Annotated in this window: 27 protein-coding genes; 16 read left to right on the plus strand and 11 right to left on the minus strand. The window is 74.2% G+C overall.

Annotated features, from left to right (window positions below):
• Positions 1-6 precede the first annotated feature (6 nt).
• Positions 7-639, plus strand: coding sequence for a response regulator (locus ACSDG8_RS22165; protein WP_210900144.1), 633 nt, complete (start codon positions 7-9; stop codon positions 637-639).
• Here the strand turns inward: ACSDG8_RS22165 and ACSDG8_RS22170 are convergent.
• From ACSDG8_RS22170 to ACSDG8_RS22180, 3 genes are all read right to left on the minus strand, one after another.
• Positions 636-1208 carry a DUF5709 domain-containing protein gene (locus ACSDG8_RS22170; RefSeq protein ID WP_210900094.1) on the minus strand — a complete coding sequence of 191 codons (573 nt, stop codon included), beginning with the start codon at positions 1206-1208 and terminating at the stop codon, positions 636-638. The two genes, ACSDG8_RS22165 and ACSDG8_RS22170, sit on opposite strands and share 4 nt — an antisense overlap.
• A gap of 80 nt (positions 1209-1288) precedes the next feature.
• Positions 1289-1960, minus strand: a complete 672-nt coding sequence (locus ACSDG8_RS22175; protein ID WP_210900091.1) for an ATP-binding protein — start codon at positions 1958-1960, stop codon at positions 1289-1291.
• A gap of 56 nt (positions 1961-2016) precedes the next feature.
• Positions 2017-3015, minus strand: a complete 999-nt coding sequence (locus ACSDG8_RS22180; RefSeq protein WP_210900088.1) for an SDR family oxidoreductase — start codon at positions 3013-3015, stop codon at positions 2017-2019.
• Between the two features lie 194 nt (positions 3016-3209).
• Here ACSDG8_RS22180 and ACSDG8_RS22185 point away from each other — a divergent pair, with 194 nt between their 5' ends.
• Positions 3210-4478: a glycosyltransferase gene (locus ACSDG8_RS22185; RefSeq protein WP_210900085.1), complete on the plus strand. Its 1269-nt coding sequence runs from the start codon at positions 3210-3212 to the stop codon at positions 4476-4478.
• On the opposite strand, the gene ACSDG8_RS22190 is transcribed toward ACSDG8_RS22185, so the two are convergent.
• From ACSDG8_RS22190 to aroA, 4 genes are read right to left on the minus strand one after another with little or no spacing between them, the layout of a single operon-like run.
• A complete protein-coding gene (locus ACSDG8_RS22190) occupies positions 4361-5332 on the minus strand; it encodes a hypothetical protein (protein WP_210900142.1) in 972 nt (323 codons plus the stop codon). The two genes, ACSDG8_RS22185 and ACSDG8_RS22190, sit on opposite strands and share 118 nt — an antisense overlap.
• Positions 5333-5392: 60 nt before the next feature.
• Complete coding sequence (gene hisN / locus ACSDG8_RS22195) at positions 5393-6211, minus strand: histidinol-phosphatase (protein WP_210900082.1); 819 nt, start codon at positions 6209-6211, stop codon at positions 5393-5395.
• A 60-nt stretch (positions 6212-6271) separates the two neighbouring features.
• Positions 6272-7399, minus strand: a complete 1128-nt coding sequence (gene rsgA, locus ACSDG8_RS22200; RefSeq protein ID WP_210900079.1) for a ribosome small subunit-dependent GTPase A — start codon at positions 7397-7399, stop codon at positions 6272-6274.
• Entirely contained in the window at positions 7369-8670 is a 1302-nt protein-coding gene (gene aroA, locus ACSDG8_RS22205; RefSeq protein WP_210900076.1) for a 3-phosphoshikimate 1-carboxyvinyltransferase, read from the minus strand. The genes rsgA and aroA overlap by 31 nt, the downstream gene beginning before the upstream one ends.
• 102 nt (positions 8671-8772) lie before the next feature.
• Here aroA and ACSDG8_RS22210 point away from each other — a divergent pair, with 102 nt between their 5' ends.
• The 5 genes from ACSDG8_RS22210 (at position 8773) to rsrA (ending at position 12122) form a co-directional block, all read left to right on the plus strand.
• Positions 8773-9480 (plus strand): SOS response-associated peptidase, encoded by a 708-nt coding sequence (locus ACSDG8_RS22210; protein ID WP_439427206.1) that lies wholly within the window; start codon positions 8773-8775, stop codon positions 9478-9480.
• Positions 9481-9691: 211 nt separating this feature from the next.
• Positions 9692-10084 (plus strand): WhiB family transcriptional regulator, encoded by a 393-nt coding sequence (locus ACSDG8_RS22215; RefSeq protein WP_030503699.1) that lies wholly within the window; start codon positions 9692-9694, stop codon positions 10082-10084.
• Positions 10085-10182: 98 nt separating this feature from the next.
• A complete protein-coding gene (locus ACSDG8_RS22220) occupies positions 10183-10794 on the plus strand; it encodes an alpha/beta hydrolase family protein (protein WP_439427207.1) in 612 nt (203 codons plus the stop codon).
• 228 nt (positions 10795-11022) lie between these two features.
• Entirely contained in the window at positions 11023-11832 is an 810-nt protein-coding gene (locus tag ACSDG8_RS22225) for a sigma-70 family RNA polymerase sigma factor (RefSeq protein WP_210900067.1), read from the plus strand.
• A gap of 2 nt (positions 11833-11834) precedes the next feature.
• Positions 11835-12122, plus strand: a complete 288-nt coding sequence (gene rsrA, locus ACSDG8_RS22230; protein ID WP_210900064.1) for a mycothiol system anti-sigma-R factor — start codon at positions 11835-11837, stop codon at positions 12120-12122.
• Between the two features lie 78 nt (positions 12123-12200).
• On the opposite strand, the gene ACSDG8_RS22235 is transcribed toward rsrA, so the two are convergent.
• Positions 12201-12275 (minus strand): 50S ribosomal protein bL37, encoded by a 75-nt coding sequence (locus tag ACSDG8_RS22235; protein ID WP_370461611.1) that lies wholly within the window; start codon positions 12273-12275, stop codon positions 12201-12203.
• Between the two features lie 237 nt (positions 12276-12512).
• On the opposite strand from ACSDG8_RS22235, the gene ACSDG8_RS22240 reads away from it, so the two are divergent.
• A complete protein-coding gene (locus ACSDG8_RS22240; RefSeq protein ID WP_013288370.1) occupies positions 12513-12728 on the plus strand; it encodes a biotin/lipoyl-binding carrier protein in 216 nt (71 codons plus the stop codon).
• Positions 12725-13234: a GNAT family N-acetyltransferase gene (locus tag ACSDG8_RS22245; RefSeq protein WP_210900061.1), complete on the plus strand. Its 510-nt coding sequence runs from the start codon at positions 12725-12727 to the stop codon at positions 13232-13234. Before ACSDG8_RS22240 ends, ACSDG8_RS22245 begins: the two co-directional genes overlap by 4 nt.
• A gap of 59 nt (positions 13235-13293) precedes the next feature.
• Here the strand turns inward: ACSDG8_RS22245 and ACSDG8_RS22250 are convergent, their stop codons facing one another.
• Positions 13294-13896, minus strand: a complete 603-nt coding sequence (locus ACSDG8_RS22250) for a TetR/AcrR family transcriptional regulator (RefSeq protein ID WP_210900058.1) — start codon at positions 13894-13896, stop codon at positions 13294-13296.
• 119 nt (positions 13897-14015) lie between these two features.
• On the opposite strand from ACSDG8_RS22250, the gene ACSDG8_RS22255 reads away from it, so the two are divergent.
• Positions 14016-15608 (plus strand): MDR family MFS transporter, encoded by a 1593-nt coding sequence (locus tag ACSDG8_RS22255; RefSeq protein ID WP_210900055.1) that lies wholly within the window; start codon positions 14016-14018, stop codon positions 15606-15608.
• 1180 nt (positions 15609-16788) lie between these two features.
• Here the strand turns inward: ACSDG8_RS22255 and ACSDG8_RS22260 are convergent.
• Positions 16789-18387 (minus strand): tetratricopeptide repeat protein, encoded by a 1599-nt coding sequence (locus ACSDG8_RS22260; RefSeq protein WP_439427208.1) that lies wholly within the window; start codon positions 18385-18387, stop codon positions 16789-16791.
• A gap of 183 nt (positions 18388-18570) precedes the next feature.
• Between ACSDG8_RS22260 and ACSDG8_RS22265 the strand changes: the two genes are divergently transcribed.
• Together ACSDG8_RS22265 and ACSDG8_RS22270 are read left to right on the plus strand one after the other, a co-directional pair.
• Positions 18571-19599, plus strand: a complete 1029-nt coding sequence (locus tag ACSDG8_RS22265) for an SIS domain-containing protein (RefSeq protein ID WP_439428070.1) — start codon at positions 18571-18573, stop codon at positions 19597-19599.
• A 25-nt stretch (positions 19600-19624) separates the two neighbouring features.
• Positions 19625-21226, plus strand: a complete 1602-nt coding sequence (locus ACSDG8_RS22270) for a histidine kinase N-terminal domain-containing protein (RefSeq protein WP_439427209.1) — start codon at positions 19625-19627, stop codon at positions 21224-21226.
• On the opposite strand, the gene ACSDG8_RS22275 is transcribed toward ACSDG8_RS22270, so the two are convergent.
• Positions 21201-23204 carry a glycosyltransferase family 39 protein gene (locus ACSDG8_RS22275; RefSeq protein WP_439427210.1) on the minus strand — a complete coding sequence of 668 codons (2004 nt, stop codon included), beginning with the start codon at positions 23202-23204 and terminating at the stop codon, positions 21201-21203. The two genes, ACSDG8_RS22270 and ACSDG8_RS22275, sit on opposite strands and share 26 nt — an antisense overlap.
• Before the next feature lie 338 nt (positions 23205-23542).
• Here ACSDG8_RS22275 and ACSDG8_RS22280 point away from each other — a divergent pair, with 338 nt between their 5' ends.
• The 4 genes from ACSDG8_RS22280 to ACSDG8_RS22295 all read left to right on the plus strand — a co-directional run bounded on the left by ACSDG8_RS22280 (position 23543) and on the right by ACSDG8_RS22295 (position 26964).
• The gene (locus tag ACSDG8_RS22280) at positions 23543-25252 is read left to right on the plus strand and encodes a nitrite/sulfite reductase (protein WP_439427211.1); all 1710 of its coding nucleotides are present in this window, start codon (positions 23543-23545) and stop codon (positions 25250-25252) included.
• Positions 25253-25328: 76 nt separating this feature from the next.
• Positions 25329-25487, plus strand: a complete 159-nt coding sequence (locus ACSDG8_RS22285; protein ID WP_210900209.1) for a hypothetical protein — start codon at positions 25329-25331, stop codon at positions 25485-25487.
• Complete coding sequence (locus tag ACSDG8_RS22290; protein WP_210900206.1) at positions 25484-26233, plus strand: phosphoadenylyl-sulfate reductase; 750 nt, start codon at positions 25484-25486, stop codon at positions 26231-26233. Before ACSDG8_RS22285 ends, ACSDG8_RS22290 begins: the two co-directional genes overlap by 4 nt.
• Positions 26215-26964, plus strand: a complete 750-nt coding sequence (locus tag ACSDG8_RS22295; RefSeq protein ID WP_210900203.1) for a sirohydrochlorin chelatase — start codon at positions 26215-26217, stop codon at positions 26962-26964. Before ACSDG8_RS22290 ends, ACSDG8_RS22295 begins: the two co-directional genes overlap by 19 nt.
• Positions 26965-26978 lie beyond the last annotated feature (14 nt).

A 26978-nucleotide genomic window follows, 5' to 3' on the forward strand; every position in this document is an offset into this window, starting at 1 on the left:
CGGGTGATGGTGGTCGACGACCACCCGATGTGGCGCGAGGGCGTGGCCCGCGACCTCACCGAGGCGGGTCACCAGGTGGTGGCGACCAGCGGCGAGGGCCGGCAGGCGGTACGGGTGGCCGCGGCGGCCCGCCCCGACCTGGTCGTGCTCGACCTCCAGCTGCCGGACATCTCCGGCGTCGAGGTGATCCTCGGGCTGCGCGCGGCGCTGCCCGAGGTGCGGGTGCTCATGCTCTCGGCCAGCGGCGAGCCGCAGGGCGTGCTGGACGCGGTCAAGGCCGGCGCCACCGGCTACCTGGTCAAGTCGGCCGCCCCGGCGGAGTTCCTGGACGCGGTGCGCCGTACGGCGGCCGGTGAGCCGGTGTTCACGCCCGGCCTGGCCGGGCTGGTGCTGGGGGAGTACCGGCGGCTGGCCGCGACGCCGCCCGCCCCGAACGACGACGCGCCCCGGCTCACCGAGCGGGAGACCGAGGTGCTGCGTCTGGTCGCCAAGGGGCTGTCCTACAAGCAGATCGCCGACCGGCTGGGCCTGTCCCACCGGACCGTGCAGAACCACGTGCAGAACACCCTGGGCAAGCTCCAGTTGCACAACCGGGTCGAGCTGACCCGGTACGCCATCGAGCGGGGCCTGGACGGCTAGTGCGCCTCCGGCGCCCGGGTCTCGTGCACCGCAAGCTCCTCGGCGCTGGCGCCGCCGCCGGCCGCTCCCGCGTCGTAGGCGACGTTGTCGGTCTCCTGGTCGGTGTGCGCGCCCTCGTCCGGCTCGACCAGCCGGCCCACCTGGTGGTCGGCGACGGTGCCGAGCTGGCCGTGGTCGTACACGGACACGGGGGAGTTCGGGTCGGAGACCGGGCCCGGGTCGATCACGTCGGCGTCGAGCTGGGCCTGCGCGGCGGCCTCCTCGCTGTCCGCCTCGGCGGCGATGTCCGGGTCGACCGGGCCGGCGAGCGGGTCGTCGGCGGGACGCTCGTACTGCTCGCGCTGGAGCTTGTAGTCCAGCGACTCGCCGTCGAGCTGCTCCTCCGCCGTGGTGCCGAACTGGTCCACCGCGACCGGCGTGCGGTCGCCGGGGAGCTGCGCCGGCTCGGGGCCGTCCGCCTCGCGCCCGGTGAGCACGTCGTCGTTGGCGGTGGAGTCGTCGTCGGCGGTGTCGGGCAGGCCCGCCGCCTCGGGATCGGACACGGGGGTGGGGTACTCGTCGTCGCGCATGCTCGGGAACTACCCACTGGGCTCCCCGCCCTAACCGCAACCGGCCGGGTGGATCGGGAGCAACGGTGCGAAAGGGTACCTCAGTTGCGGACCGCCGCCTCGTCCTCGACGTACAGCACGCACCACACCACCTTGCCGTCGGGCAGCGGCGTGCTGCCCCAGCGCCGGGCCACCGTGTCGATGAGCAGCAGCCCGCGCCCGCCCAGCGCGTCCGCCGCCGCCGGCCCCACGTACGCGGGCTGCCCGGCCGAGTGGTCGCGGACGGCCACGTGCAGCGCGTTGCCGCGCGGCGCCAGCCGGAGCGTCATCGGGGTCAGCGCGTGCGCCACCACGTTGTTGACCATCTCGGTGACCGCGATGCAGGCCGGCTCGACCAGCTCCGGCAGGCCCCACCGGCGGCACCCGGCGGAGACCAGCGACCGCGCCTCGCGCGCGGCCTCGACCACCGGGGGCAGTTCGACGCCGAGCGGGTCCGGCGGCGGGGCCGGCGGGGCGGCGTCCGGGTCGAGCAGCATCTCGCTGGCGGGCCAGTCGGACACCGCCCGGCAGACCTCGTCCAGCGCGTCGCGGGCCAGCGGGTCGGGGATCCGCACCCCGGACAGGTCGACCAGCAGCAGGCCGGGCCGCTGCCACAACCGGGCCAGCAGTGCCTCCCGCACGGCCTCCACCTCGGCCCGGTCGAGCACGCCGGTCAGCCGGACTCTCGCGGAGGAATCGTCGGTCTCCACCAGGCAACGCGCATCCGTCGGCATGATCGCCCCATTGTGCACCTCGGCCGCCGCCCGCGCATCGGTCCGGTCGGCGGGACTCACGGCCGACCTGCCCGGGACCGGCGGCTGATCGCCGCCGCCGTGCCCACGGCGGTGCCGGCCGCCAGACCGACGGCCGCGGTGAGCCGCAGCAACTGACCACGCCGCCCGGACCAGCCGTCGGTCCGCTCGGCCTCCCCGCCGGGGGTGAAGACGGCGCCGGTGGAGTCGGCGCGTACGCCGGGGCCGAACTGGGTGCGCGCGGTGTACCAGCCGAGCACCCGCTCGGCCAGCGCCGGGGCGAGCCGCCACTGGAGCCCGATCAGCCGGGCCGCGCCGCCCGCGTACGCCTCCCGCCGGGGCCGGCGCAGCAGCTTCACGATCGTCTCGGCGACCATCTCCGGCGGGTACACCGGCGGCGGCGGGGTCAGCTCCCGGCCGGTGTGGTTGGCCGCGTGCCGGAAGAACGGCGTGTCGATGGTGGCCGGCAGCACTGTGCAGATCGAGATGTTCCCCCGGCCGGTCACCCGCAGCTCCTGCCGGACGGTGTCGGCCAGCCCGCGGATCGCGTGCTTCGTGGCGTTGTACGCCGACTGGTACGGCATCGCCACCTCGGCCAGCACCGACGCGTTGTTCACCAGCACCCCGCCACCGGCCGCGGTCAGCCAGGGCAGCGCGGCGCGCGTGCCGTACACGGCCCCCAGCAGGTTCACGTCCACCACCCGGCGGAACTCGGCCACCGGAATCTCGTCGAACAGTCCCACGGTGCCCACGGCGGCGTTGTTGACCCAGGCGTCGATCCGGCCGAACTCGGCCACCGCCCGCGCCGCCAGCTGCTCCACCGCCTCCGGGTCGGTCACGTCGGTGGGCACCACGAGGGCCCGTCCGCCCAGTTCCCGGCAGCTCGCCGCCACCCGGCGCAGCGCGGACTCGGTCCGGGCGGCGAGCACCACGTCGGCGCCCCGGTGGGCCAGCGCGTACGCGGTGGCCGCGCCGATCCCGCTGGAGGCGCCGGTGATGACGACTGTGGCGTCGGAGAGGCTGCGGGTGAGCGGCATTCTTCGGCGGTACCCCCGGGCAGCCCGGTCATGCCGACCGGTTTCGACGGTGATCGGGTTCGGTCGGCCGTCCCGCTCGCGGGACGGCGGGGCCCCGGAGACGCCGATCTGCCAGGTTTGGGCGCGCCGGACCTGGGTTAATGGGACGCTCTGACCGGAGACCCCGCTACGCGAGAAACGCATGGAGGTGCACCATGCGCGTCGGCCTTGTATGCGCGCACGCCGGCTCGTCCACCGACGGTCCCACCGTCGGGACGCAGGAGCACATTGCGCGCGTGGCGGCGGAGCTCGCCGCCCGGGGCCATGACGTCCGCGTGTACGAGCGCCGTGCCGCCGCCGCCCAGCCGGCCCTGACCGAACTCGACGGCTACCGGGTGGAACGCGTGCCGGTCGGGCCGCCCGACGTGCTCTCCACCGCCGAGCTGGTGCCGTTCGTCGCCGAGTACGGCCGCTGGCTGGCCGGGCAGTGGGCCGGCGACTGGACCCCCGACGTGGTGCACGGCCACTACTGGGTCGGCGGGCTGGCCGCCGCCCACGCGGTACGCGCCACCGACATCCCGGTGGTGCAGACGTTCCACTCGCTCGGCGTCGAGCAGCTGCGGCACCTCGGGCCCCGTTACGGCGGGCCGGGCGAACGCATCCCGCTGGAACGGGCGCTGACCCGGGCGGTGGACGTGGCGGTCGCCCAGTGCAACGACGAGGTCGACGAGCTGACCCGGATGGGCCTGCAACGCACCGCCGTGGCGATGGTGCCGACCGGGGTGGACACCGGCCAGTTCCACCCGGACGGCGAGGCCGCGCCCCGCGACCAGCGGCCCCGGATCCTCTCCGTCGGCGGGCTGGCGCCCGGGCACGGGCACGACGACCTGATCCGCGCGATGCGGCTGGTGGGCGACGCGGAACTGGTGATCGCCGGTGGCCCGCCGGCCGAGCGGCTGGACGGGCACGCCGAGGCGCGCCGGCTGCGTGAGCTGGCCGAGCGGGCCGGCGTGGCGGAGCAGGTGAAGCTGGTCGGCGCGGTGCCGCACGACCAGATGGCGACCTGGTACCGCTCCGCCGACGTGGTGGCCTGCACGCCGCACTACGCGTCGGCCGGGCGGGTGTCGCTGGAGGCGATGGCCTGTGGCGTGCCGGTGGTCGGGTACGCGATGGGCGGCATCGCCGACGCGGTGGTGGACGAGGTGACCGGCAAGCTGGTGCCGCCGGGTGACGTGCGCACGCTCGGGGTCACGCTGCGCCGGCTGCTGTCGGACAACGCCGGGCGGTTCGCGTACGGGCACGCCGCTGTGGACCGGGTCCGGTGCAGCTACACCTGGGAACGTACCGCCGCCGCGTTGGAACGCCTTTACGAGCGGGTGATCGGGCGTCGCCGGCCGGCCACGCCGATCGAGCCGACGCCGGTCGAGGTGACGCCGCCGGTCGAGGTGGCCGTCTCGGAACGGGGACCGGTCGAGGCAGCCTGAACGGGCACCATCCCGGCGCCCAGGATCGCCTTCTGGCGGTCGCGGGCGCTGGCGTGGTGGTGCTGCGGTTCGGCGTACCGGGTCAGGCCGACCACCGCCGCGAGCGTGACCAGGAAGCCGAGACCGGCCAGCCACTCCCGGCCGGGCCAGATCTTGTCGTTCAGCAGCAGCAGGCCGACGATCGCCGCGGGCACCGCGCCGGCGGCGTCCATCGCGGCCACCGCCGCCGTCGTCGATCCCCGCTGCATGGCCAGGCCGAGCAGCAGCTGACCGATCACCGAGTGGACGATCAGCAGGTAGAGCAGCGGGTCGCGGACGAACGCCTCCGCGGAGCCGGCCGAGGCGAGTGGGCGGGCCGCCACCGCAGCGGCGGAGAACGCCATCCCGGCCAGCGAGCCGAGCACCACCGACCCGAGCGCGCCGTGCAGCCGGGCCGCGAAGAAGCCGGACCCGGCGATCGCGGCCACCGCCACCGCCAGGCCGACCAGCCCGGCGGTGCCGAGCTGCCGCGACGGGGCCGGCTGGGCCGACAGCACCAGCGCGGTGATGCCGGCGAACAGCAACACCAGCAGCACCACCTCGGCGGCCGGCAACCGCCACTTGAGCACCAGCACGCCGAGCACGGCGGTCACTCCGAGCCCGGCCGCCACGCTCGCCTGCACCAGGAACAGCGGCAGGTCGCGGCGGGCCAGGAACGCCAGCACGAAGCCGACGACCTGGCAGCCCAGGCCGATCAGGTACGTCCGGTGCCCGGCGAGGCGCAGCAGCAGCCCCGGGTCGAACGTGTGGTGCACGGTTGTCCGCGCCGCGGCGACCGACTGGAGAAGGTTGGCGAAGCCATACGCGATGATCATCGCTGCCAGGAAGCACCAACCGGAGGAAACCACCTGGCGAGGATAGAGGCTCTTCCCGGTTCAGCGCTCGGCTGGACGGCCGAGCCGGGCCAGGATGTCGTCGTGCAGCGCTCCGTTGCTGGCCACGGCGCTGATGTCGGCGGAGTCCACGCCGGCCGGGGCGGGCCGACCGGCCAGATCGGTGATCACGCCACCCGCCTCCGTGACGATCGGCACCAGCGCGGCGATGTCCCACAGCGACAGCTCCGGCTCCACCATCACGTCCAGCGCACCCTCGGCCAGCAGCATGTAACCGTAGAAGTCGCCGTACGCGCGGCTGCGCCAGGTGTCCCGCATCAGCTGGAGCACCGCGTCGAGCCGGCCGGCCTGCTCCCACCCGGTCAGCGACGAGTAGCAGAAGCTCGCGTCGCCGAGCGCGGTGACGCCGGAGACCCGGATCGGCGTACCGTCCGCCGGGCCGGTGCCGGCGAACGCGCCCGCGCCGAGCGCGCCCCACCAGCGGCGGCCCAGGGCCGGGGCGGAGACCAGGCCGAGCACCGGCCGGTCGTGCTCCAGCAGCGCGATGAGCGTGGCCCAGACCGGTACGCCCCGGACGAAGTTCTTCGTGCCGTCGATCGGGTCGATCACCCAGCGCCGGCCGTCCGGCCCGGCCGGCGGCTGCTCGCCGTACTCCTCGCCGAGCAGTCCGTCGCCGGGGCGGTGGGCGGCCAGCAGGGCGCGGATCTCCCGCTCCACGGCGGTGTCCGCGTCGGACACCGGGGTCAGGTCCGGCTTCGACTCGACGCGCAGGTCCAGCGCGCGGAACCGGGCCGAGGAGACCGCGTCCGCGGCGTCGGCGAGCAGGTGGGCGAGGGCAAGGTCGTCGGCGTACCCGGTCATGTCCGACACGCTAGTGGCGGCGGCCCGGCCCGCGACGGCGGGTCGCCGCCGGTCCGCCGGTCAGGACCCGGCGAGCGGATCGCCGGGGTTGCGCTCGGGCTCGCGCGGGTCGCCCTCGCCGCTGCGCGAGGCCAGCAACCGGCGGTACGAGGCGAGCCGGCGCGCGTCCGCCTTCCCGGCGGCCACCCAGGCGTCCAGCGCGCAGTCCGCCTCGTCGGCGGTGTGCGGGCAGTTGGCCGGGCAGTCCACCGTCGCCTCGACCAGGTCCGGGAAGCCGTGCAGCAGGCTCTCGGCGGACACGTGGGCCAGCCCGAAGCTGCGTACCCCCGGGGTGTCGACGATCCAGCCGGGGTCGCCGTCGCTGCCCGGCTCCGGCGGCAGGAGCAGCGCCACCGCGCTCGTCGACGTGTGCCGGCCCCGGCCGATCGCGCTGACCGTGCCGACGGCCCGCTCGGCGTCCGGGACCAGGCGGTTGACCAGCGTCGACTTGCCCACCCCGGAGTGGCCCACCATGACCGACACCCGGCCGGCGAGCAACGCGCGGAGCGCGGCCAGGTCGGAGTCCGGGCGGATCAGCACGTACGGCAGCTCCAGCTCGGTGTAGTAGCCGAGCACCGCCTCCGGCCCGGCCAGGTCGGCCTTGGTGAGGCAGAGCAGCGGCTCGATGTCGGCGTCGTACGCGGCCACCAGGCAACGGTCGATGAACCCGGTACGCGGCGGCGGGTCGGCGAGCGCGCTGACGATCACCAACTGGTCGGCGTTCGCCACGACCACCCGTTCCAGCCGCCCCTCGGCGGTGGTCTCGTCGTCGTCGGCGGTACGCCGCAGCACCGAGGTCCGCTCGGCGATGCGCACGATGCGGGCCAGCGCGCCCGGTGCCCCGGAGGTGTCGCCGACCAGCCCCACCCGGTCGCCCACCACCACCGACTTGCGTCCCAGCTCGCGGGCGCGCATGGCGGTGACGAGCGGGGTGTCCGGCCCGGCGCCGGGGAGCACGCAGGTGTAGCGGCCCCGGTCGACGGCGATGACGAACCCGTCGACGGCGTCGGCGTGCTGAGGGCGGGTGCGGGTACGCGGCCGCGACGACCGGCCCGGTCGGACCCGGACGTCGTCCTCGTCGTACTCCCGCCGCTTCGTCGCCAGGACGTCCCCCGCTTTCAGTTCTTGCCGGTCACCATCCCCGACCATAGTGCCGGGAACTCCGGCATGGTCTTGGAGGTGCATGCCACGTCGTCGACCTCGATGCCGGGGACGGCCAGCCCGGCCACCGCGGCGGCGTGCGCCATCCGGTGGTCGGCGTACGTGCGGAACGTCCCGCCGCGCAGCGGACGGGGCCGGATCTCCAGGCCGTCGTGGGTCTCGGTGATGTCCGCGCCGAGCGCGGTGAACTCCTTCGCCAGCGCGGTGACCCGGTCGGACTCGTGGCCCCGGATGTGGCCGATGCCGGTGAGCCGGGACGGGCCGTCGGCCAGGAGCGTGAGCGCGGTCAGCACCGGGGTCAGCTCGCCGACGTCGGAGAGGTCGGCGTCCAGCCCGCGTACCGTGCCGGTGCCCCGCACGGTCAGGCCGCCGGTGCCGAGCGTCACCTCGCCGCCCATCCGGTGCAGCAGGTCCCGCAGCTGCTCGACCGGCTGGAGGCTGCTGCGCGGCCAGTCCTGGAGCGTCACCTCGCCGCCGGTGACGAGCGCGGCGGCGAAGAACGGCGCGGCGCCGGAGAGGTCGGGCTCGATCTCCCAGCCCCGCCCGGACAGCGGGCCCGGCTCGACGGCCCAGACGTCCGGCGTGGTGTCGTCCACCGCGGCGCCGGCGGCGCGCAGCATCTGCACCGTCATCCGTACGTGCGGCGCGGACGGGACCGGCGGACCCTGGTGCCGGACCACCACGCCCCTGTCGAACCGGGGCGCGGCCAGCAGCAGCCCGGAGACGAGCTGGCTGGACGCGGAGGCGTCGATGACCACCTCGCCGCCGGCCACCCGGCCGGCGCCGAGCACGACGAGCGGCAGGCTGCCCGTCGGCGGTGCGTCGATGCGGACGCCGAGCGCCCGCAGCGCGCCGATCAGCGGGCCGAGCGGGCGGGTGCGGGCGTGCGGGTCGCCGTCGAACGTGACCCGGCCGGCGGCCAGCCCCGCCACCGGGGGCAGGAAGCGCATCACCGTGCCGGCCAGGCCGACGTCGACGTGTGCCGGCCCGGCGAGCGGATGCGGGCGGACCAGCCAGCGGTCGTCGTCGGAGATGGACATGTGCGCGCCCAGCTCACGCAGGCCGCCGGCCATCAGCTCGGTGTCCCGGGCGCGCAGCGGCCGGGCCAGTGTCGACGGCCCGCTGGCCAGCGCGCAGAGCACCAGGGCCCGGGCGGTCATCGACTTGGAGCCGGGCAGGCGCAGCGTCGCGGCGACCGGGTCGCTCGCGGTCGGCGCGGTCCACGGTTGCGGCTGACGTGTCGCGGTCGGATTCCCCACGGTCACATTCTGCCAAGTTCCCGGCCCGGTGGAACCGTCCGCGGCCGCTGCTCCCGTTGGGCGGGACAGCCGAAGTGTCCGGATGGAGCTAGCGTGGGCGCCATGTGCGGGAGGTACGCCACGACCCGGAGCGCCGGTGACCTGAGCGCGATCTTCTCCTCGGCCAACGAGACCGGCGGGGTGGGGCCGGACTTCAATGTCGCCCCGACCGATCCGGTGCCGCTGGTCCGGCTCGCCCCGGAGGGGCACCGCCTGCTCTCCCTCGGCCGCTGGGGGCTGCTGCCGCAGTGGTCGCGCAGCGCCGCCGGCGCCGCCCGCATGATCAACGCGCGGGCCGAGACGGTCGCCACCAGCCGGGCGTACGCGCCGTCCTTCGCCCGGCGCCGCTGCCTGGTCCCGGCCGACGGGTGGTACGAGTGGGTCCGGCTCGCCGGTGGCGGGCGGCAGCCCTACTTCATGACGCCCCGGGACGGCTCGGTGCTCGCCTTCGCCGGCATCTGGTCGGTGTGGGAGTCGGCCGGGCAGGCCCGGCTCACGTTCAGCGTGCTCACCACCGCCGCGGTCGGCGAGCTGGCCGAGGTGCACGACCGGATGCCGCTGCTGCTGGCGCCGGACCGCTGGGCGGACTGGCTCGGCCCCGCCGACGACCCGGCCGGGTTGCTCACGCCGCCCGACGCCGCCTTGCTCGCCGGCCTGGAGATCCGCCCGGTCTCCCGGGCGGTCGGCGACGTCCGCAACGACGGTCCCGAGCTGATCGCGCGGGTGTCCCCGGAGGGCGTTCAGGCGGTCTCCGGGCCGACCCTGTTCTGATCACGCTCCGCCACATCGACGCACCCCGTTTGCCGGGGTTTCTCCGGAAAAGTCGCCCGGACGTTCAGTCAGTTTCATTGAAGACTCTTGTCCTTACGTATGCGAATGCGATAGAACACAGCGCCGGTGATGGGCGTCAGTTCGCACGGGGCGACGACACTCATCGATCTTGCGAAAGATCTTCGCCGGTCCCACGGGGGAGGTGGGTGTATTGACACGGGCACGCATGCCCCGCCCGCACGAGGTCGCCGCGGCACGGCGCGACCCACGACTGCTGCGGGCTCTGCACGAACGACGCCAGGACGAGGCATGGCGCACCAGAGGCACCTGTCAGAACGTCGATCCGGAGACGTTCTTCCCGGCGCCGAACGAGCCGGCCGACGCGGCGGTGGCGCTCTGCCGCACGTGTGACGTCCAAGGCTCCTGCCTGGCCTGGGCGCTGGAGGTGGGCGACTGCCACGGCGTCTGGGGCGGCACCACGCCGCGCGAGCGGCGAGCCATGCTCGTGGCCTGGCGCAGCGAGGTGCAACCCGACCCGGACGCGATCGACGACGCCGGCCCGCCGGTGCGTGACCGCCTGCTCACACTGGTGCCGCTGAGCTGATCCCGACGTCGCCCGTGGCCCGCTCCGTGGGCCGCGGGCGACGTCCGGTTTCCGCGCCCAGCCACCGGCGGGCCCGCCGGCCCGCGCAGAATGGGCCGGTGCGGCACGACGACGAGATCGACACACCCCGGGGACGGGCCCGGTTCCGCTTCCACCCGCCCACCGGCGGCGCGACAGTGCTGGTGCTGGGTCACGGGGCGGGTGGCGACGTGGACGCGCCGGACCTCACGGCGGTCCGGGACGCGGTACGCGACGCCGGAGCCGGGGTGGCCCTGGTGACCCAGCCGTACCGGGTCGCCGGGCGGCGCGCGCCCGCACCCGCCGGGCACCTCGACGAGGCGTGGACCACCCTGCTGGCCGAGCTTCGCCGCCGCGCCCCGCAGGTGCGCGACTGGGTGGTCGGCGGCCGGTCCAGCGGCGCCCGGGTGGCCTGCCGCACCGCCGTCGCCACCGGAGCGGCAGGTGTGGTGGCGCTGGCGTTCCCGCTGCACCCGCCGGGCCGGCCGGAACGCTCCCGGGCCGGAGAACTGCTCACCGGGCTGCCCACGCTCGTGGTCAACGGCGACCGGGACCCGTTCGGCGTGCCCGAACCCGGCCCCGGCATCGAGGTGGTGGTCCGGCCGGGCCAGCGGCACGACCTGCGGGGCGACCCGGCCGGCACGGCCGTCGTGGTCCGGGACTGGCTGCGCGTAAACGGATGGTTGTCCTGACCGGCGGCGCGCGCCGTGACCGTCGCCCGCGGCGGGTCGTTGCACCGGTTGGTGCCGGCCGCCCGGTTCGGGCGCGCCGGGGCCACCCTCCCAGGCCCTTCCTGGTCCCAGCGGCGGTCGCGGCCGCCGCCGGGGCCAGGATCGGGTGGGACCTGTGGAATGCCGCACCCCGTACCTCGCGTTACCTCCCTGTGGACGACGACAGTGCCAGCGCGAGGGGGGTGACCGGTGCCGATACAGACACGGAGCCGGGAACGGGACGAACGGGACGAGCGGCAGATCAAGCGGCTGCTCGACGCGCCGGAGTGGCCCGCGGCGGCGTCGGTCGTGAGCACCGGCACAGACTCCGGAAGTGAATCTGCCGGAATGTGGGTACGCGTATCCTCGGCGGGAAAGCATCCGACGCGAGGGGATGTGCGGTTGACCACCGAAAAGACGGACGAGCGCAGGGCCCGCTTCGAGCGGGACGCGATGCCCTTCGTCGACCAGCTCTACGCCGCCGGTCTGCGGATGACCCGCAACCCGGCCGACGCGGAGGACCTGGTTCAGGAGACGTACCTGAAGGCGTACGCCGCCTTCCACCAGTTCGAGCAGGGCACGAACCTGAAGGCCTGGCTCTACCGGATCCTGACCAACACCTACATCAACACCTACCGCAAGCGGCAGCGGCAGCCCATCCAGGCGCCGACCGAGGAGATCACCGACTGGCAGCTCGCCGAGGCCGAGTCGCACACGTCCAGCGGCCTGCGCTCGGCCGAGACGGAGGCGCTCGACCGGCTGCCGGACAGCGACGTCAAGGAGGCCCTCCAGCAGTTGCCGGAGGAGTTCCGCCTGGCCGTCTACCTGACCGACGTCGAGGGCTTCTCCTACAAGGAGGTCGCCGACATCATGGGCACGCCGATCGGCACCGTGATGTCCCGTCTGCACCGCGGTCGACGTAATCTGCGGAAGCTGCTCGAGCAGTACGCGGCGGAGCGCGGTTTCAGCGCCGCCTCGTCGAAGAAGGGTTCGACCGCCGCCGCCAGCCGGGAGGTGTGACCGTGAGCTGTGGACAACCGCACGAGACGGACTGCCGCGAGGTGCTCGCCGAGGTCTACCTCTACCTCGACCTGGAGTGCGGCGAGGAGCGCCGGGTGCTGATCCGGCACCACCTGGACGAGTGCGGGCCGTGCCTGCGCGAGTACGGCATCGAGCAGGAGGTCAAGGCGCTCGTGGCCCGGTGCTGCGGCAACGAGGCGGCGCCGGACAAGCTGCGCGAGCGGCTGCGACTGCGGCTGACCGAGCTGGTGGTCTTCGAGACCACCGAGTCCCGCGAACTGGCCGACTGACAAGCGACAGAACGGCCCGGGTCCGATCGGACCCGGGCCGTTCCGCGTTTCCGGCAGGTGCCGCGCTGATCCCGATGATCAGGAGTTGGGGCGCTTGCCGTGGTTGGCGGCGCTCTTCTTACGGGCCTTCTTCTTACGGGCCTTCTTCGCCATGCTGTGCCTCCTTGTGCTGGTCACGGTTCCGTCCGCGGCTGAGCGCGGCGGCGGTCGCGGTGTGGCTCCCCGGCTCGCCGGTGGCCGACCCGCACGATGCTAGTGCCGCCGCCGCCCGCCGGAGCGCGGTGGGGCGGATCGGGTGCCGGTGGTGCGCGGCCCGGCGTGACCGGCGTCATGATTGGATACCGTTCGCAGGACTGTCGGGGAGCTGTCGGGGAGAGGGAGGGCCGGGACATGGCCGAGGAGATCCGCGCCGAGATGGTGGCGAACGTCTGGAAGGTCGTGGTGTCGGCCGGCGACACCGTCTCCGAGGGCGACACACTCGTCATCCTGGAGTCGATGAAGATGGAGATCCCGGTGGTCGCCGAGTCCGACGGCGTGGTGCAGAAGCTCGCCGTCAACGAGGGTGACGTGGTGCAGGACGGCGACCTGATCGCGGAGATCGGTTGACCGCCCTGCTGGTGCGCCGCGCCGAACCGGCGGACTTCCCCGCCGTGGCGCGGCTGACGGTCGCCGCGTACGAGGCGGACGGCCAGCTCAAGGACGAGAGCGCGTACGCGCCGGTGCTCGCCGACGTGGCCACCCGCGCGCAGACCGGCGAGGTGCTGGTGGCCGTCGACGACACCACCGGCCAGGTGCTCGGCGCGGTGACGTTCGTGCTGCCCGGGACCCCGTACGCGGAACTCGCCGGCCCCGGGGAGGCCGAGTTCCGGATGCTCGCTGTCGATCCGGCCGCGCAGGGCCGGGGCGCGGGCGCCGCGCTCGCGACCGCGTGCGTGGCGCGCGCGGCGGAGCTGGGCTGCACGGCGGTGGTGATCTGCGTACGCGCCGGGATGGCGGCGAACGCGCACCGCCTCTACGACCGGCTCGGTTTCGTCCGGCTGCCGGAGAAGGACTGGTCACCGATGCCCGGCATCGACCTGCTCGGTCTGCGGCTGGACCTGACCGCTTGTTGACCAGGCTGGTGAGCGGGCCGAGCCGGCCGGCGGCGTCGGCGCGCTGAGCCGGGCGCGGCTCAGGCCGCCGGCCCGGCCCCGTCCCCGCCGTCCGGTCCGGTCTCGCCGATCTTCGCGAGCAGCTCGTCGGCCACCTCCAGCGCGATCTGCTTCCGCTCGTCGTCGGTGATGCCCGGCGCGCGGACCGCGAACCAGCTGCTGTGCACCGCGAACAGCGTCAGCGCGGCGCGGAGCTGGGCGGCCGGCGAGTCGTCGCCCCGGCACAGCTCGTGGGCCAGCCGCATCATCCGGTCCCGCATCTGCTGGCCGGCGACCAGGCTCTTGAGCACCGTCTGGTTCTGCTCGAAGAAGCGCATCACCTGGGGCAGGTCGCCGGCGAACATGCTGTCGGCGTACCGGCCGAGCAGGGTCCGGCGGGTCGCGAGGGTGGGCGGCTGGTCGGCGGCCCAGGCGATCAGCTCGTCCATCCGGCGCAGCCGGTCGTCGACCAGGCTGGTGACGATCTCGTCCTTGCTCTTGAAGTGGTAGTAGAGCGCCGCCTTGGTGACGCCGAGCCGCTCGGCGATCTCCCGCAGCGAGGTCTTCTCGTAGCCATGCTCGGTGAAGAGTTCCAAGGCGACGGCCTGGATGCGCTGCCGCGTGCCTCCTGTGGTCTCCCTCACCAACCGACTTCCTTCCAATCCGCTTGACGTCCGACCGTCCTCAGCTTACCGTCCGGCTAGTAAGCAAACTAGCCGGGCGGCAAGTAAGTTGATCACATGATCTGCGGGGGAGCCTACCGATGAGTCAACAAGCCCAGGTCGCCGCGAGACCCAACATCCGCGTCGTCCTGTTCGGCCTGATGATCGCGATGATGCTCGCGATGCTCGACAACATGATCGTCAGCACCGCGCTGCCGCGGATCGTCTTCGAGTTCGGGGGCGCCGACCACTTCACCTGGGTGGTCACCGCGTACGTGCTGGGCACGACGGTCTCCACGCCCATCTGGGGCAAGCTCGGCGACCTGTACGGACGCAAGGCGGTCTTCCTCACCGCCGTGGTCGTGTTCCTGATCGGCTCGGCGCTGTGCGGCATGGCCGGCTCCGGCGTCTTCGGCGGCACCGACAATGGCATGATCGAGCTGATCGCGTTCCGCGCCGTGCAGGGCCTCGGCGCCGGCGGCCTGATGGTCGGCGTCATGGCGATCATCGGCGACCTGGTGCCGCCCCGCGAGCGGGGCCGCTACCAGGGCATGATCGCCGGCATCATGGCCATCGCCATGGTCGCCGGGCCGCTCGTCGGCGGCTTCATCACCGACAACCTCTCCTGGCGCTGGGCGTTCTACGTCAACCTGCCGCTGGGTGGCGTGGCGCTGCTGCTCCTGGCCACCACCATGCACCTGCCGAAGTACCGCACCGAGCACAAGATCGACTGGCTGGGCGCGGCGCTGCTGTCGGTGGGCATCACCGCCATCGTGCTGGTCACCACCTGGGGCGGCAACGAGTACGCCTGGGCCTCGCCGCAGATCCTCGGCCTCGCCGTGCTGGCGGTCGTCGCGCTCGGCGCGTTCGCGCTCGTCGAACGGCGCGCGCCCGAGCCGATCCTGCCGCTGAGCCTGTTCGCCAACCGCAACTTCGCGCTCATCTCGGTGATCGGGTTCCTGCTCGGCTTCGCCATGTTCGGCGCGATGAACTTCCTGCCGCTCTACCAGCAGACCGTCCAGGGCGCCTCGGCCACGAACAGCGGCCTGCTGCTGCTCCCGCTGATGTTCGGCATGCTCGTGGTGTCGCTCGTGGTCGGCCGGACGATCACCAGGACCGGCCGCTACCGCATCTTCCCGATCGTCGGCGGCGTGGTGATGGCCGCCGGGATGGGCCTGCTCAGCCTGCTGGACGTGGACACCAGCAAGGCGCAGTCCTCGTTCTACATGATCGTGCTCGGCGTCGGCATGGGCTTCCTCATGCAGACCTCGATGCTCATCGCGCAGAACAGCGTCGAGCAGAAGGACCTCGGCGCGGCCAGCGGCGCCGCCACGTTCTTCCGGTCCATCGGCGGCTCGTTCGGCGTCTCCCTCTTCGGCGCGATCTTCGCCAACCGTCTCGCCGACTCGGCGGCCGGTCCCGCGTTCGCCGGCTCGGGTGGCGGCGAGGGCGGCGCGATGAACCTGGAAGCCCTCAAGAACCTCACCGGTCCGATGCGCGAGGCGGTGCTCGGCGGCCTCGCCGACGCCATCTCGCACGTCTTCTTCTGGGCGGTCCTCTTCACCGTCGCCGTGCCGGTGCTCGCCTGGTTCATCAAGGAGGTGCCGCTGCGCGCGACCAACGACGTGCGCCCCGCTGGTACCACCCCGGAGGACGAGGCCGAGACCGCGCTCGGCAAGGCCCCGGTCGCCTGACGCACCCGCCGCGGCCCCGCGCCCCCACCAAGGGGTACGCGGGGCCGCCGCGTATCCACATCCGTGAGGTGCCCCGGTGCCTGCCTGGTACCGGGGGTGCCCTTGCGCCCGCTGCTCGCCAGTTCGGGGTAGTGGCGGGGTCCGGGGCGAGTTGATCGCGCCACTTCGGCGAGGTGGCGGGCCAGTGGGTGTCCGGGGGCTGGGAGGTGTTATCGGTGCCCGGTGCCCGGTGCCCGGTGCCCGGTGCCCGGTGCCCGGTGCCCGGTGCCCGGTGCCCGCTGCCGGGTGCTCGCCAGTTCGGGGTAGTGGTCAGGTCCGGGGTGCGTTGATCCCGCCATTTCGGGGAGGTGGCGACGCTCCAGCCCTGGGAGCCGGTGCGCGGGGTGGGCCTGGTGTCGTGGTCGCCGTGCGCCTCCCGCCAGCTCGGGGAAGTGGTGGGGTCCGGGGCGGGTTGATCGCGACTTCGGGGAGGTGGCGAGGCTTCGGCCGTGGGAGCCGGTGTGTGGGTGGGGCTGGGGTCGTGGTCGCCGTGCGCCTCCCGCCAGCTCGGGGAAGTGGTGGGGTCCGGGGCGGGTTGATCGCGCTACTTCGGCGAGGTGGCGGAGCTGCGGGTGACTGGGTGCTCGGCGAGGTGTTCCGGTGCCCGCCGCGCGGCGCTCGCCAGTTCGGGGAAGTGGTGGGGTCCGGGGTGGGTTGGTCGCGCTGCTTCGGGGAGGTGGCGAGGCTCCGGCCTTGGGAGCCGGTGTGCGGGTGGGGCTGGGGTTGTGGTCGCCGCGCGGTGCTCGCCAGTTCGGGGAAGTGGTGGGGTCCGGGGCGAGTTGATCGCGCTACTTCGGCGAAGTGGCGGGCTGGCTGGTGTTCGGGTGCTCGGCGAGGTGTTTCCGGTGCCGGCCGCCCGTCGCCCGCCAGTTCGGGGTGGCGGTGCGATCCGGGGTGGGTTGATCGCGCCACCTCGGGGAGGTGGTGAGACTCCGACCTTGGGAGCCGGCGTGCGGGTGGTGCCGGGGCCGTCGTCGCGGTGCCCTGCCCGCCAGTTCGGGGAGGTGGCGGGGTCAGAGGGGAGTTGATCGCGCCAGCTCGGCGAAGTGGCGGCGCTCGGCTAGGCGGTGAGGGCCCGGGGTGAGCCATCTCGGGGAGGCGGCAGGAAAACAGGGCTCGCAAGGGACGGACGCGTCTGCGGTCAGCCTCGGCGGAACACGGCTGTGAGGCGTCGCCAGAGACGGCGCAGCGGGCCGCCGCTCGCACCGGCGATGAGCGAGTCGGCGGTGGCCCGCGCGGCCGGGTCGAGGGCCGGGGTGGCTCGCGCAAGATACGCGAGCGACACCGCCACCGGGGTACGCCGGGCGGCGCCGGACGCCACCTCGGTGAGCCGCCCGGCCACCACTGCGGCCACGTCGGCACGGGTGGCCGGGTCCACCCAGGCGGCGGTGACCAGGGCGAACAGTGCCGCGTCGGCGGCCGGGCCGGGGGCGGTGGCCAGTTCGCGCAGCACCCGACGGCGGGTCGAGGATTCCCACGGCTCGTCGGTGCGGTGGTGCAGCAGGCCGAGGCAGGCCCAGACCTGCGCGCAGCGTTTCCACAGTGCCGGGTCCTGCCCGCCGAGTACCCGGCCCAGCGCGGTTGCCGGCGCTTCGGGCGGGTACGCCAGTAGCGCGAGCAGGTCGGTGAGGTCCACGGTGGCCAGTCCGACGGCGGCGTCGTACGCGGCCGGGGGGTGCGCCCACGCCGGGTGCGCCAGGTGCTGGAGCCGTCGTACCGCGGCTGCCGAGGGGGCGGGTCCGTCGGGGGACGGGGGATCGTCACCGGCCGGTGTGACCTGGCCCAGCCAGGGGCGGCCTCGGCAGCACTCGGCGAGGTCGCCGTGCTCGTGCGTGTCGTCCGGGTGTTCCCGGACGAAGTCGGCGAGCGCCACCAGGTGGTCCACGTCGCCGTCGCGCTGGAAGCGCAGCCGGTGCGCAGTGTGCACGGCGCAGTCGAAGGCGGGGTCCTTCGCCAGCGCCCGGTCGATCCAGCCCAGCGCCGCGTCGAGCCGGCCGTGGTCGGCGAGCGTGCCGGCGATGTCGGCGTAGACGGCGAGGTCGTCGGGGTCGAGTACGACAGCGCGTTCCAGTGCCGCCAGCGCCTCGGCGGTCCGGCCGGCGCTGCGGTACGCGTACCCGAGCCACACCTCGCCGAGTTTGGTGGGCTCCGCGCGTACCCCCCGGGTGGCCCAGGTGACGGCGAGGGGGATCTCGCCGAGGCGCCGGGCCAGCGCGGACGCCGCGCCCAGCAGCAGCGGGTGGGCCGGATGCACGGTGATCGCGTTGCGGGCCAGCGTGAGGTACGGCGCGAGCGGCTCGCGCAGCCGGCGCGGCGCGGGGTCGGGCGCCGCCGCGCAGACCTGCATGAGGATTCGGGCGGTGCGTTCGGGATCGAGGCGTTCCGGCAGGTCGGCGGCGGTCACCCAGGGCACGGCGGCCCATGGCGCGGCGGGCGCGTAGCCGGTGGCGGCGGCCAGCAGGTCGAGCCCTTCGGCGGGGCGGCCGGCGGCGGCGAGCAGGTGCGCGCGGGCCACCACGGCGCCGACGAACGCCTGCTGACCGAGCGGGAAGAGGTCCAGGTCCCCGCCGCTGGCCGCGTTCAGCCGGGCGAGCGCTTCGTGCGCCTCGGGCAGCGTGGGGGAGCGGACCAGCGCGGCGGCGATGTGGTCGGCGGCGTGCCGCAGGTCGCCCTCACCCAGCGCCAGCCGGGCCAGCGCGAGTTCCTCCTCCGCCGAGAGCGCGGCGTCGTCCTCGGGCACGTCGTCCTTCCGCCGGTCGGGTCGGTCAGCCGGGCAAGCCTAGGGGATCTTCCGTCAATTAGTGATCCACTGCGCACTCCTGCTCGTTGCGTTGATTGGAGCTGCTGAAACGTGCAAGACTGAGCATCGAACGCGCGAGAAACGCGCAGAAGGAGGTCTGGAGTGACGCGAGCAGGGGCCGGTATGGCCGCCGACATCGACGAGCAGCCGGCCGGTTACGAGCGTCTGCTCTCCGCCGAGCGCTCCGCGGCGATCGCCGAAGTCGCGGCCGTCGTCGCCGAACGGCGCCCCCGGCACGTGGTGTTCACCGCCCGGGGCACCTCCGACCACGCCGCGCTCTACGCGGCCTACCTGACCGAGATCCGCCTCGGACTGCCCGCCGGACTGGCTTCACCGAGCGCGATCACCGTCTTCGGCGCCCGGCCCGACCTCTCCGACGCGCTCGTCGTCGGCGTCAGCCAGAGCGGCGGCTCGCCCGACCTCGCCGAGGTGCTGCGGGTCGCCCGCGCCTCCGGCGCGCTCACCCTCGCCGTCACCAACAACCCCGACTCGCCGCTGGTCGAGACCGCCGAGCTGAGCGTGGACATCGCCGCCGGCCACGAGCGGGCCGTCGCCGCCACCAAGACCTACACCGCCGAGCTGCTCGCGCTGCTCATGCTCGTCGAGGGGGTACGCGCCGGCGACGGCGTGCTGCCCGCCGAGGAGCGGGCCGCCCTGAGCCGCCTGCCCGAGCTGGCGGCGCAGACGCTCGCCGACGACACCCCGGCCCGGCTCGCGCCGCGCTACCGGTTCGCCGCCCAGCTCGTCACCACCGGCCGGGGGTACGCGTACCCGACGGCCCGGGAGGCGGCGCTGAAGCTGATGGAGACCTCGTACCTGCCGGCGCTCGCCTTCTCCGGCGCCGACCTGCTGCACGGACCGCTCGCCATGACCGACCCGGACGTGCCGGTGCTCGCCGTGGTCGGCTCCGGCCCCGGCGGCACGTCGATGCGCGAGGTGCTGCCCCGCCTCGGCGAGCGCCGCGCCGACGTGGTGGTGGTCGGCTCCGCCGAGATCGGCGAGACCCGGATGGCGGTGCCCGAGGTCGACGAGCGGTACGCGCCGCTGCTCGACATCCTGCCGCTGCAACGACTCGCGCTGGCCTTGGCGCTGGCCCGGGGCGAGGACCCGGACGCGCCGCGCGGCTTGAAGAAGGTCACGGCGACGATGTGAGGTCCGGCGTGGCACGCTGTGGGGCGTGTCCACCCTCCGTGACCTCGCCGAGGAGCACACCGCGCTCCGGCCGGCCGACATCGACCATCTGCACCGGATCGCCGGCGACTGGCAGTTGCTGTCCGACCTGTCCTTCGCCGACCTGCTGCTCTGGGTGCCGGTGGACGGCGACGGCACGTTCCTCTGCGTAGCCCAGGTCCGTCCCACCACCGCCCCGACCGCCTACCTGGACGACCAGGTCGGGCGGATCGTCGGCGGAGCCGAGGTGGCCCACCTGGAGGTGGCCTACCGGCAGGGACGGATCTGGCGCGAGGGCGACCCGGTCTGGTACGGCGACGTCCCGGCCCGCCACGAGGCGATCCCGGTCCGGCTGCGCACCGGCGACGGGGAAGCCGGCGAGGTGATCGCCGTGGTGGGCCGGGACACCAACCTGTCCACCGCGCGCACCCCCAGCCAGCTGGAACTGAACTACCTCACCACCGCCGACGACCTCGCCCAGATGATCGCCGACGGCACGTTCCCGCCGCCCCGGCATCCGGGCGAGACTACCTCGGCGCCCCGGGTCGGCGACGGCCTGGTGCGGCTCGATGCCAACGGCAAGGTCACCTACGCCAGCCCGAACGCGCAGTCCGCGTACCGCCGCCTCGGCTACGCGTCCCACCTGGTCGGCGAGGACCTCGCCAAGCTGCACCGCCGGCTGGCCGGCGACCCGCTGGAAGGCACCGACGCGGGCAACGCCGTGCTCGCCGCGCTGCGCGGCGAGGCGCCGCCCCGGCGGGAGATCGACGCCCGCGGCGCCACCATGCTCACCCGGGCGCTGCCGCTGATGCCCGCCGGAGTGCCGATCGGCGCGCTGGTCCTGGTCCGCGACATCACCGAGGTACGCCGCCGCGACCGCGCCCTGATCACCAAGGACGCGACCATCCGGGAGATCCACCACCGGGTGAAGAACAACCTCCAGACCGTCGCCGCGCTGCTGCGCCTGCAGGCCCGGCGGGTCTCCATGCCCGAGGCCCGGGTCGCGCTGGAGGAATCGGTACGCCGGGTCGCCTCGATCGCGCTGGTCCACGAGACGCTCTCCATGTCCAGCGACGAGGCGGTCGAGTTCGACGGCATCGTGGACCGGGTGGCCAGCGCCGCCACCGAGGTCGCCGCCACCGAGGTGACTGTCGGCATGCGCCGCCGCGGCACCTTCGGCGTACTGCCCGCCGAGATCGCCACCTCGCTCGTGATGATCCTCAACGAGCTGCTGCTCAACGCCGTCGAGCACGGTTTCCCGCCGGCCGACGAGGAGGCCGTCGCTCCCCGGTCCGAGGCGGCGGTTTCTGTGCCCTGGCCGGAGGCGGCGGCCACCGCGCCCCGGCCCGAGGTGGTGGTCACCGCGCACCGGGCCCGCAAGCAGCTGCACGTCACGGTCAGCGACAACGGCCGAGGGCTGCCCGAGCAGTTCGACGCCGAGCGCGGCGGCAACCTGGGCCTGCAGATCGTCCGGGCGCTGGTCACCGGCGAGCTGCGCGGCACCATCGAGCTGCGCAACTGCGCCGACGGCGGCACCGAGGCGGCCATCGTCGTACCGCTGGCCCGCGGCACCACCGACCGCCTCACCGGGCGAGCAGGGCCACCGTGATCCCCGGCCGCGGCCACACCTGCCGCACCGTGTAGCCCGCGCGCAACGCGTCGCCCTTCGCGCCCGGCACCGCCGCCACCGGGTCCGTGCGCCGGCCGGTGACCACCAGCCACACCCGGTCCACCCCGGCCAGGCACCGCGCCGGGTCGTCGCACTCCACGGCCCAGAGGCTCGCGTCCTGACGCTGGTCGCGGACCACCAGCACGTCGCGCGGCAGCCTCGACCCCAGGTGGTACGCCACGCCCAGATCGGGAAAGAGCCAGCTGTCCCGGGGCGCGTAGACGATCGCGTCGCCCGGCCGCTGTTCGGCGCCGATGACCCGGGCCGCGCCCGCGTAGTCGACAGGAGCGCTGCGCGGCCACTCGTGGGTGCGGCGCAGCGCCGCCTGGTCGGGCAGCCCGAGCAGCCCGGCCAGGACCACCACCGCGATTCCCGCCGCGACCCGTCCGCGCGACGACGTCGGCCCTTGCTCTGCTTCCACGGGCGCGGCAGTGCGGCCGGCTGCGGCGGGTGTCGCCGTGCGCGCTGGTTCAGCGGGCGTTGCTGTTGCCGGCGTTCGGGCCGGTGCGGGAGTGACCCGCGCGGCAGCCAGCGCGGCGCCGGCCAGTACGCAGGCGAACGGCACGGTGAAGATCAGGTAGCGGGTCACCCAGAGCGGCACCATCGCTCCGGCGGCGAACACCAGCAGCACCGGCAGCAGCACGGCGGCGGCCGGCAGCAGCGCCCGGCGACCCAGCCGGGCCACGCCGAGCGCCGCGAGCGCGAGCACGAAACCGCCGACGACGCCGCTCTGTGCCAGCGCACCCGGTAGCGCCGCCAGGTCGGGCAGGCGCGCCGGGTCGACCCAGTCGAGCTGTCGACCGCGCTGCCCCCGGGCGACGAGTGCCAGTGGGGTGACGAGCACGACGGCCGGCACCAGCGCCAGCAGCCACCCGGCCAGCGCCCGTCGGCCGGGCGCCGACGCCTCCCGAGCCTCGCCGGTCACGTCCTGCGGTTCCGCTTCCGGCGCGTCCGTGCCGTGCTCCCTGCTCCCGAGATGCGGTGACACCCGTGGCGTTCCACCGGCGTTCGATCTCGTGGCTGAGTGGAACGCCGTGGGTGTCTGCGGGGCGCCGTGACACCCGTGGTGTTCCACTCGCGCTCGATCTCGTGGCTGGGTGGAACGCCACAGGTGTCTGCGGCGTCGCCGGCTCGCGTCGGGCATCTGGGCTCGGGACTGGCCGGGCGGATCGACGGCCCCCGCAGTGCCATGTGCGGCGGTCAGCAGCACCACCACTGCGTGCGCGGCGAGCAGCGTTAGCGCGAGCAGGTGGACCAGGCCGAGCGCGGCGACCGCTGCGGCGTACCCGGCCCAGCGCCATCGTCCCGGCAAGCGCAGCGCCTCGACCAGCAGCAGCGTGGCCAGCACGGCGAGCAGCGTCGCGAGGGCGTACGGGCGGGCCTCCTGCCCGTACCGGGAGGTGGCCGGCAGGACCGCGAACAGCAGCCCGGCCAGCAGGCCGGCCCGGTCACCGGCCAGGCGCGCCCCGAGCCGGGCGGTGAGCGCGGCGGCGACGGCCATGGCGAGCGCGGAGGGCAGCCGCAGCGCCGTGGGCGACGTGCCGGCGAGTGCGGTCCAGCCGTGCATGAGCAGGTAGTACGGCCCGGTGGCGGCGTCGATGGTGCGGGTCATCCGGACCAGGTCGGACAGCGGCCGGGTGGCGGCGCTCCAGGTGGCCAGCTCGTCCCGCCACGGCTGGGCGTGCCCGATGCCCACCAGCGTCACCACGAGCGTGAGCAGCCCCGGCGCCACCCACACCACCCAGCCGGGAAGGGCGCGAACAGACGCGGACGCGAACCTCCTCACCCCCGCAGCGTCACACGTCCGCTCCCTCCCACCCGCCCGCTCCACCAATTCCCACCCACCCGACCCCACCCGGAGCCCGTCGATCATGAAGTTGACGGCATCCACCGTCCCTTTTGTCCCCGCTAACCTCATGATCAACGAGGCGGTGGGCGGGGACGTGGATGGGAGTCGATCTCGGTCGGGGCCCGTGATGTGGGATCACAGTGCGGAGCTGTGGTCGTGCAGGGCGTGGTGTGGCAGCATGAGGCACATGACCGCCGCTGTCGTCCGCCGCTTCGTGGCTCGCCGCCACGTCGATTACGGCCGCGTGCGCAGCGCGATCTGTCCGGCCTACTGACGACGCCCGACCCATCCGTCTCGGGCGCGCACTCGCGCCGGCCGTCATCGACATCGCCGTCCACGGCCCACTCTCGGGCCGGCCGTCGCGTCCGCGCTCGCAGGCACCGCAGCAAGCAATGGAGGACGCCGCGATGGCGGTCAGCAGCACCCCGACCCGTCCCGACTCCCCGGCGCCCGCCGCCCGTGCGCCCCGCCGGCCACGCGGCGAGGGCCAGTGGGCGCTCGGGCACCGAGAGCCGCTCAACCCCAACGAGCGGATCAAGAAGGACGACGACCCGCTGAACGTGCGGGACCGGATCGAGAACATCTACGCCCACCGCGGTTTCGCCTCGATCGACCCGCAGGACCTGCGCGGCCGGTTCCGCTGGTGGGGCCTCTACACCCAGCGCAAGGCCGGCATCGACGGCGGGCGCACCGCCGTGCTGGAGCCGCACGAGCTGGAGGACGAGTTCTTCATGCTCCGGGTCCGGGTGGACGGCGGCCAGCTCAACCTGGCCCAGCTCCGCGTGATCGCGGACATCTCCCGCGAGTTCGCCCGCGACACCGCCGACATCACCGACCGGCAGAACATCCAGTACCACTGGATCCGGGTCGAGGACATGCCGGAGATCTGGCGCCGGCTGGAGGCGGTCGGCCTGCAGACCACCGAGGCGTGCGGCGACTGCCCCCGGATCGTGCTCGGCAGCCCGGTGGCCGGGGTGGCCCGGGACGAGGTGCTCGACCCGACCCCGGCGATCGACGAGATCGTCCGCCGGTACGTCGGCGACAAGGCGTACTCCAACCTGCCCCGCAAGTTCAAGACCTCGATCTCCTGGCTGGTCGACACCCCGTACGAGGCGAACGACATCTCGTTCCTCGGCGTGGAGCACCCGGAGCACGGTCCCGGCTTCGACGTCTGGGTGGGCGGCGGGCTCTCCACCAACCCGATGCTCGCCAAGCGGCTCGGCGTCTGGGTGCCGCTGAACGAGGTGCCGGACGTGTGGGCCGGCGTGGTCGGCATCTTCCGCGACTACGGCTACCGCCGCCTGCGCAACCGGGCCCGGCTGAAGTTCCTGGTCGCCGACTGGGGCGTGGAGCGGTTCCGGGAGGTGCTGGAGAAGGAGTACCTGGGCCGCACGCTGCTGGACGGCCCGGCCGCGGACCTGCCGGCGAAGCCGGTGGACCACATCGGCGTGCACGCCCAGCGTGACGGCGCCAACTACGTCGGCGCGGCCCCGGTGGTGGGCCGGGTCTCCGGCACCCAGCTCGCCCAGCTCGCCGACGTGGTCGAGGCGCACGGCAGCGGCCGGGTGCGGCTCACTCCGTACCAGAAGCTGCTCGTGCTGGACGTGGCGCCGGAGCGGACCGACTCGCTGGTCACCGCGCTGCGCGGGATCGGCCTGGAGGCCCGGCCGTCGGCGTGGCGGCGCGGCACGATGGCCTGCACCGGCATCGAATTCTGCAAGCTCGCCATCGTCGAGACCAAGCGGCGCGGCGAGGAACTGGTCGCGCGCATGGAGGAGCGGCTGCGCGACTTCGACGCGGACATCTCCATCCACCTCAACGGCTGCCCGAACGCCTGCGCCCGCACCCAGGTCGCGGACATCGGGCTCAAGGGCCAGCTCGTGGTCGGCCCGGACGGCCGTCAGGTCGAGGGCTTCCAGGTGCATCTCGGCGGCGGCCTCGGCATGGCCCAGGGCCAGACCGCCGGTTTCGGCCGCAAGCTGCGCGGCCTGAAGACCACCGCCGAGGAGCTTCCGGAGTACGTGGAACGGCTGGCCCGCCGCTACCTGGCCGGCCGGACCGAGGGTGAGACGTTCGCCAACTGGGTGATCAGAGTCGACGAGGAGGAGCTCCGATGAGCGAGCGAAGCGAGCGAATCATCCGGCTCAGCGCGGCAGGGCCTCATCGCGCCGCCGAGCGAAGCGAGGTGGCGCGATGAGCGACGCCCGATCTGCGCCTCTCTACTGCCCGTACTGCGGTGAGGAGGACCTGCGACCGCACGAGGCCGGGCACGGCGCCTGGGAGTGCCACGCCTGCGCGCGGGTCTTCTCGGTGAAGTTCAGCGGCCTGCTGAGCCGGGCGGTGACCCGGTGAGCGGCCTCGTCTCCGCCGCCGGCCTCGGCCTGATCGGCTCGGCCGAGCCGGCCCGCCGCGACCCGGAGGAGCTGCGCGCGCTGGCCGAGGAGGCCGGCCGGGAGTTGGCGGACGCGCCCGCGATCGAGATCGCCCGGTGGGCGGCGGAGACGTTCGGCGAACGGTTCTGCGTGACCAGCTCGATGGCCGACGGGGTGGTGGCGCACCTGGTCTCCCGGGTCGCCCCCGGCGTCGACGTGGTGTTCCTGGACACCGGGCTGCACTTCCCGGAGACGCTGAAGGTCCGCGACGAGGTGGCCCGCCGGATGCCGGTGCGGGTGCGCTCGATCCGTCCCCGGATGACAGTCGGTCAGCAGGACGGCCAGTACGGTCCGCGCCTGTTCAACAGGTCCCCGGACGACTGCTGCCAGCTGCGCAAGGTGGAGCCGCTGGAGCGGGCGCTGTCCGGGTACGACGCGTGGGCTGCCGGGCTGCGCCGGGACGAGTCGCCGACCCGGGCCAACACGCCGGTGGTGGGCTTCGACGCGCGGCGCGGCAAGGTCAAGGTCAACCCGATCGCGGCCTGGACGCAGCGGGAGGTGGACGCGTACGTGGCCCGGTACGACATCCCGGTCAACGAGCTGTTCGCCCGCGGCTACGGCTCGATCGGCTGCTGGCCGTGCACCCGGCGGACGAAGGCGGGGGAGGACCCGCGGTCCGGTCGCTGGGCGATGTTCGAGAAGACCGAGTGCGGCCTGCACACCTGAGGGCCGGGCCACCAGTGGTGCTGGTGGCGCACGGGAGCCGTGACCCTCGGGCGGCCGAGGCGACCCGGGCGCTGGCCCGGGCCGTGGCGGACACCTGGCCGGGTCGTCCGGTGCTGCCGAGCTGGCTCGACCACACCGATCCCGGTCCGGCGGAGGTGCTGCGCGGGCTGGCCGCCGCCGGCCACTCCCGGGCGGTTCTGGTGCCGCTGCTGCTGACCGCCGCGTACCACCGGAAGGTCGACATCCCGGCGGCGGTCGCGGCGGCCGGCGCGGACATCGAGGTACGGGTGACCGACGTGCTGGGTCCGGCCGGCGCCGGCGTGGACGGCGGGCTGCTGGACGGGTTGCGCCGCCGCCTGGCGGAGGCGACCGGCGACGAGCCGGGCGGGCTGGACGCGGTGGTGCTGGCGGCGGCGGGTACCCGGGATCCGGCGGCGCGTGCCTCGGTGGGTCGGGTCGCGGCGGCGTTCGGCGCCGGGCTGGGCGTGCCGTGCCGCGTCTCGTACGCCTCGGCGGCGCCGCCGGAGGTCGGCGGCGCGGTGGCGCGACTGCGCGCGGCGGGGGCCCGCCGGGTCGCGGTGGCGGCCTATTTCCTGGCGCCGGGCCGGTTCCACGACGGGGTACGCGCTGCGGCCCGGTCGGCCGGCGCGGTGGCGGTGGCGGAGCCGCTGACCGATCTGCCGGAGTTGGCGGACCTGGTCCGGCGGCGCGTGGACACGGTGGTGGTCTGACCGCGCACAGCGCG

This window comes from Micromonospora sp. LA-10 (genome assembly GCF_051853095.1).
GTDB lineage: Bacteria > Actinomycetota > Actinomycetes > Mycobacteriales > Micromonosporaceae > Micromonospora > Micromonospora echinospora_A.

Coding starts and splice junctions, on each gene's coding strand:
- ACSDG8_RS22165 (WP_210900144.1), top strand. CDS start 7: ATGGTGGTCGACGACCACCCGATGTGGCGCGAGGGCGTGGCCCGCGAC.
- ACSDG8_RS22170 (WP_210900094.1), bottom strand. CDS start 1,208: ATGCGCGACGACGAGTACCCCACCCCCGTGTCCGATCCCGAGGCGGCG.
- ACSDG8_RS22175 (WP_210900091.1), bottom strand. CDS start 1,960: ATGCCGACGGATGCGCGTTGCCTGGTGGAGACCGACGATTCCTCCGCG.
- ACSDG8_RS22180 (WP_210900088.1), bottom strand. CDS start 3,015: ATGCCGCTCACCCGCAGCCTCTCCGACGCCACAGTCGTCATCACCGGC.
- ACSDG8_RS22185 (WP_210900085.1), top strand. CDS start 3,210: ATGCGCGTCGGCCTTGTATGCGCGCACGCCGGCTCGTCCACCGACGGT.
- ACSDG8_RS22190 (WP_210900142.1), bottom strand. CDS start 5,332: ATGATCATCGCGTATGGCTTCGCCAACCTTCTCCAGTCGGTCGCCGCG.
- hisN (WP_210900082.1), bottom strand. CDS start 6,211: ATGACCGGGTACGCCGACGACCTTGCCCTCGCCCACCTGCTCGCCGAC.
- rsgA (WP_210900079.1), bottom strand. CDS start 7,399: ATGGTCGGGGATGGTGACCGGCAAGAACTGAAAGCGGGGGACGTCCTG.
- ACSDG8_RS22210 (WP_439427206.1), top strand. CDS start 8,773: ATGTGCGGGAGGTACGCCACGACCCGGAGCGCCGGTGACCTGAGCGCG.
- ACSDG8_RS22240 (WP_013288370.1), top strand. CDS start 12,513: ATGGCCGAGGAGATCCGCGCCGAGATGGTGGCGAACGTCTGGAAGGTC.
- ACSDG8_RS22255 (WP_210900055.1), top strand. CDS start 14,016: ATGAGTCAACAAGCCCAGGTCGCCGCGAGACCCAACATCCGCGTCGTC.
- ACSDG8_RS22265 (WP_439428070.1), top strand. CDS start 18,571: ATGGCCGCCGACATCGACGAGCAGCCGGCCGGTTACGAGCGTCTGCTC.
- ACSDG8_RS22275 (WP_439427210.1), bottom strand. CDS start 23,204: ATGAGGTTAGCGGGGACAAAAGGGACGGTGGATGCCGTCAACTTCATG.
- ACSDG8_RS22280 (WP_439427211.1), top strand. CDS start 23,543: ATGGCGGTCAGCAGCACCCCGACCCGTCCCGACTCCCCGGCGCCCGCC.
- ACSDG8_RS22285 (WP_210900209.1), top strand. CDS start 25,329: ATGAGCGACGCCCGATCTGCGCCTCTCTACTGCCCGTACTGCGGTGAG.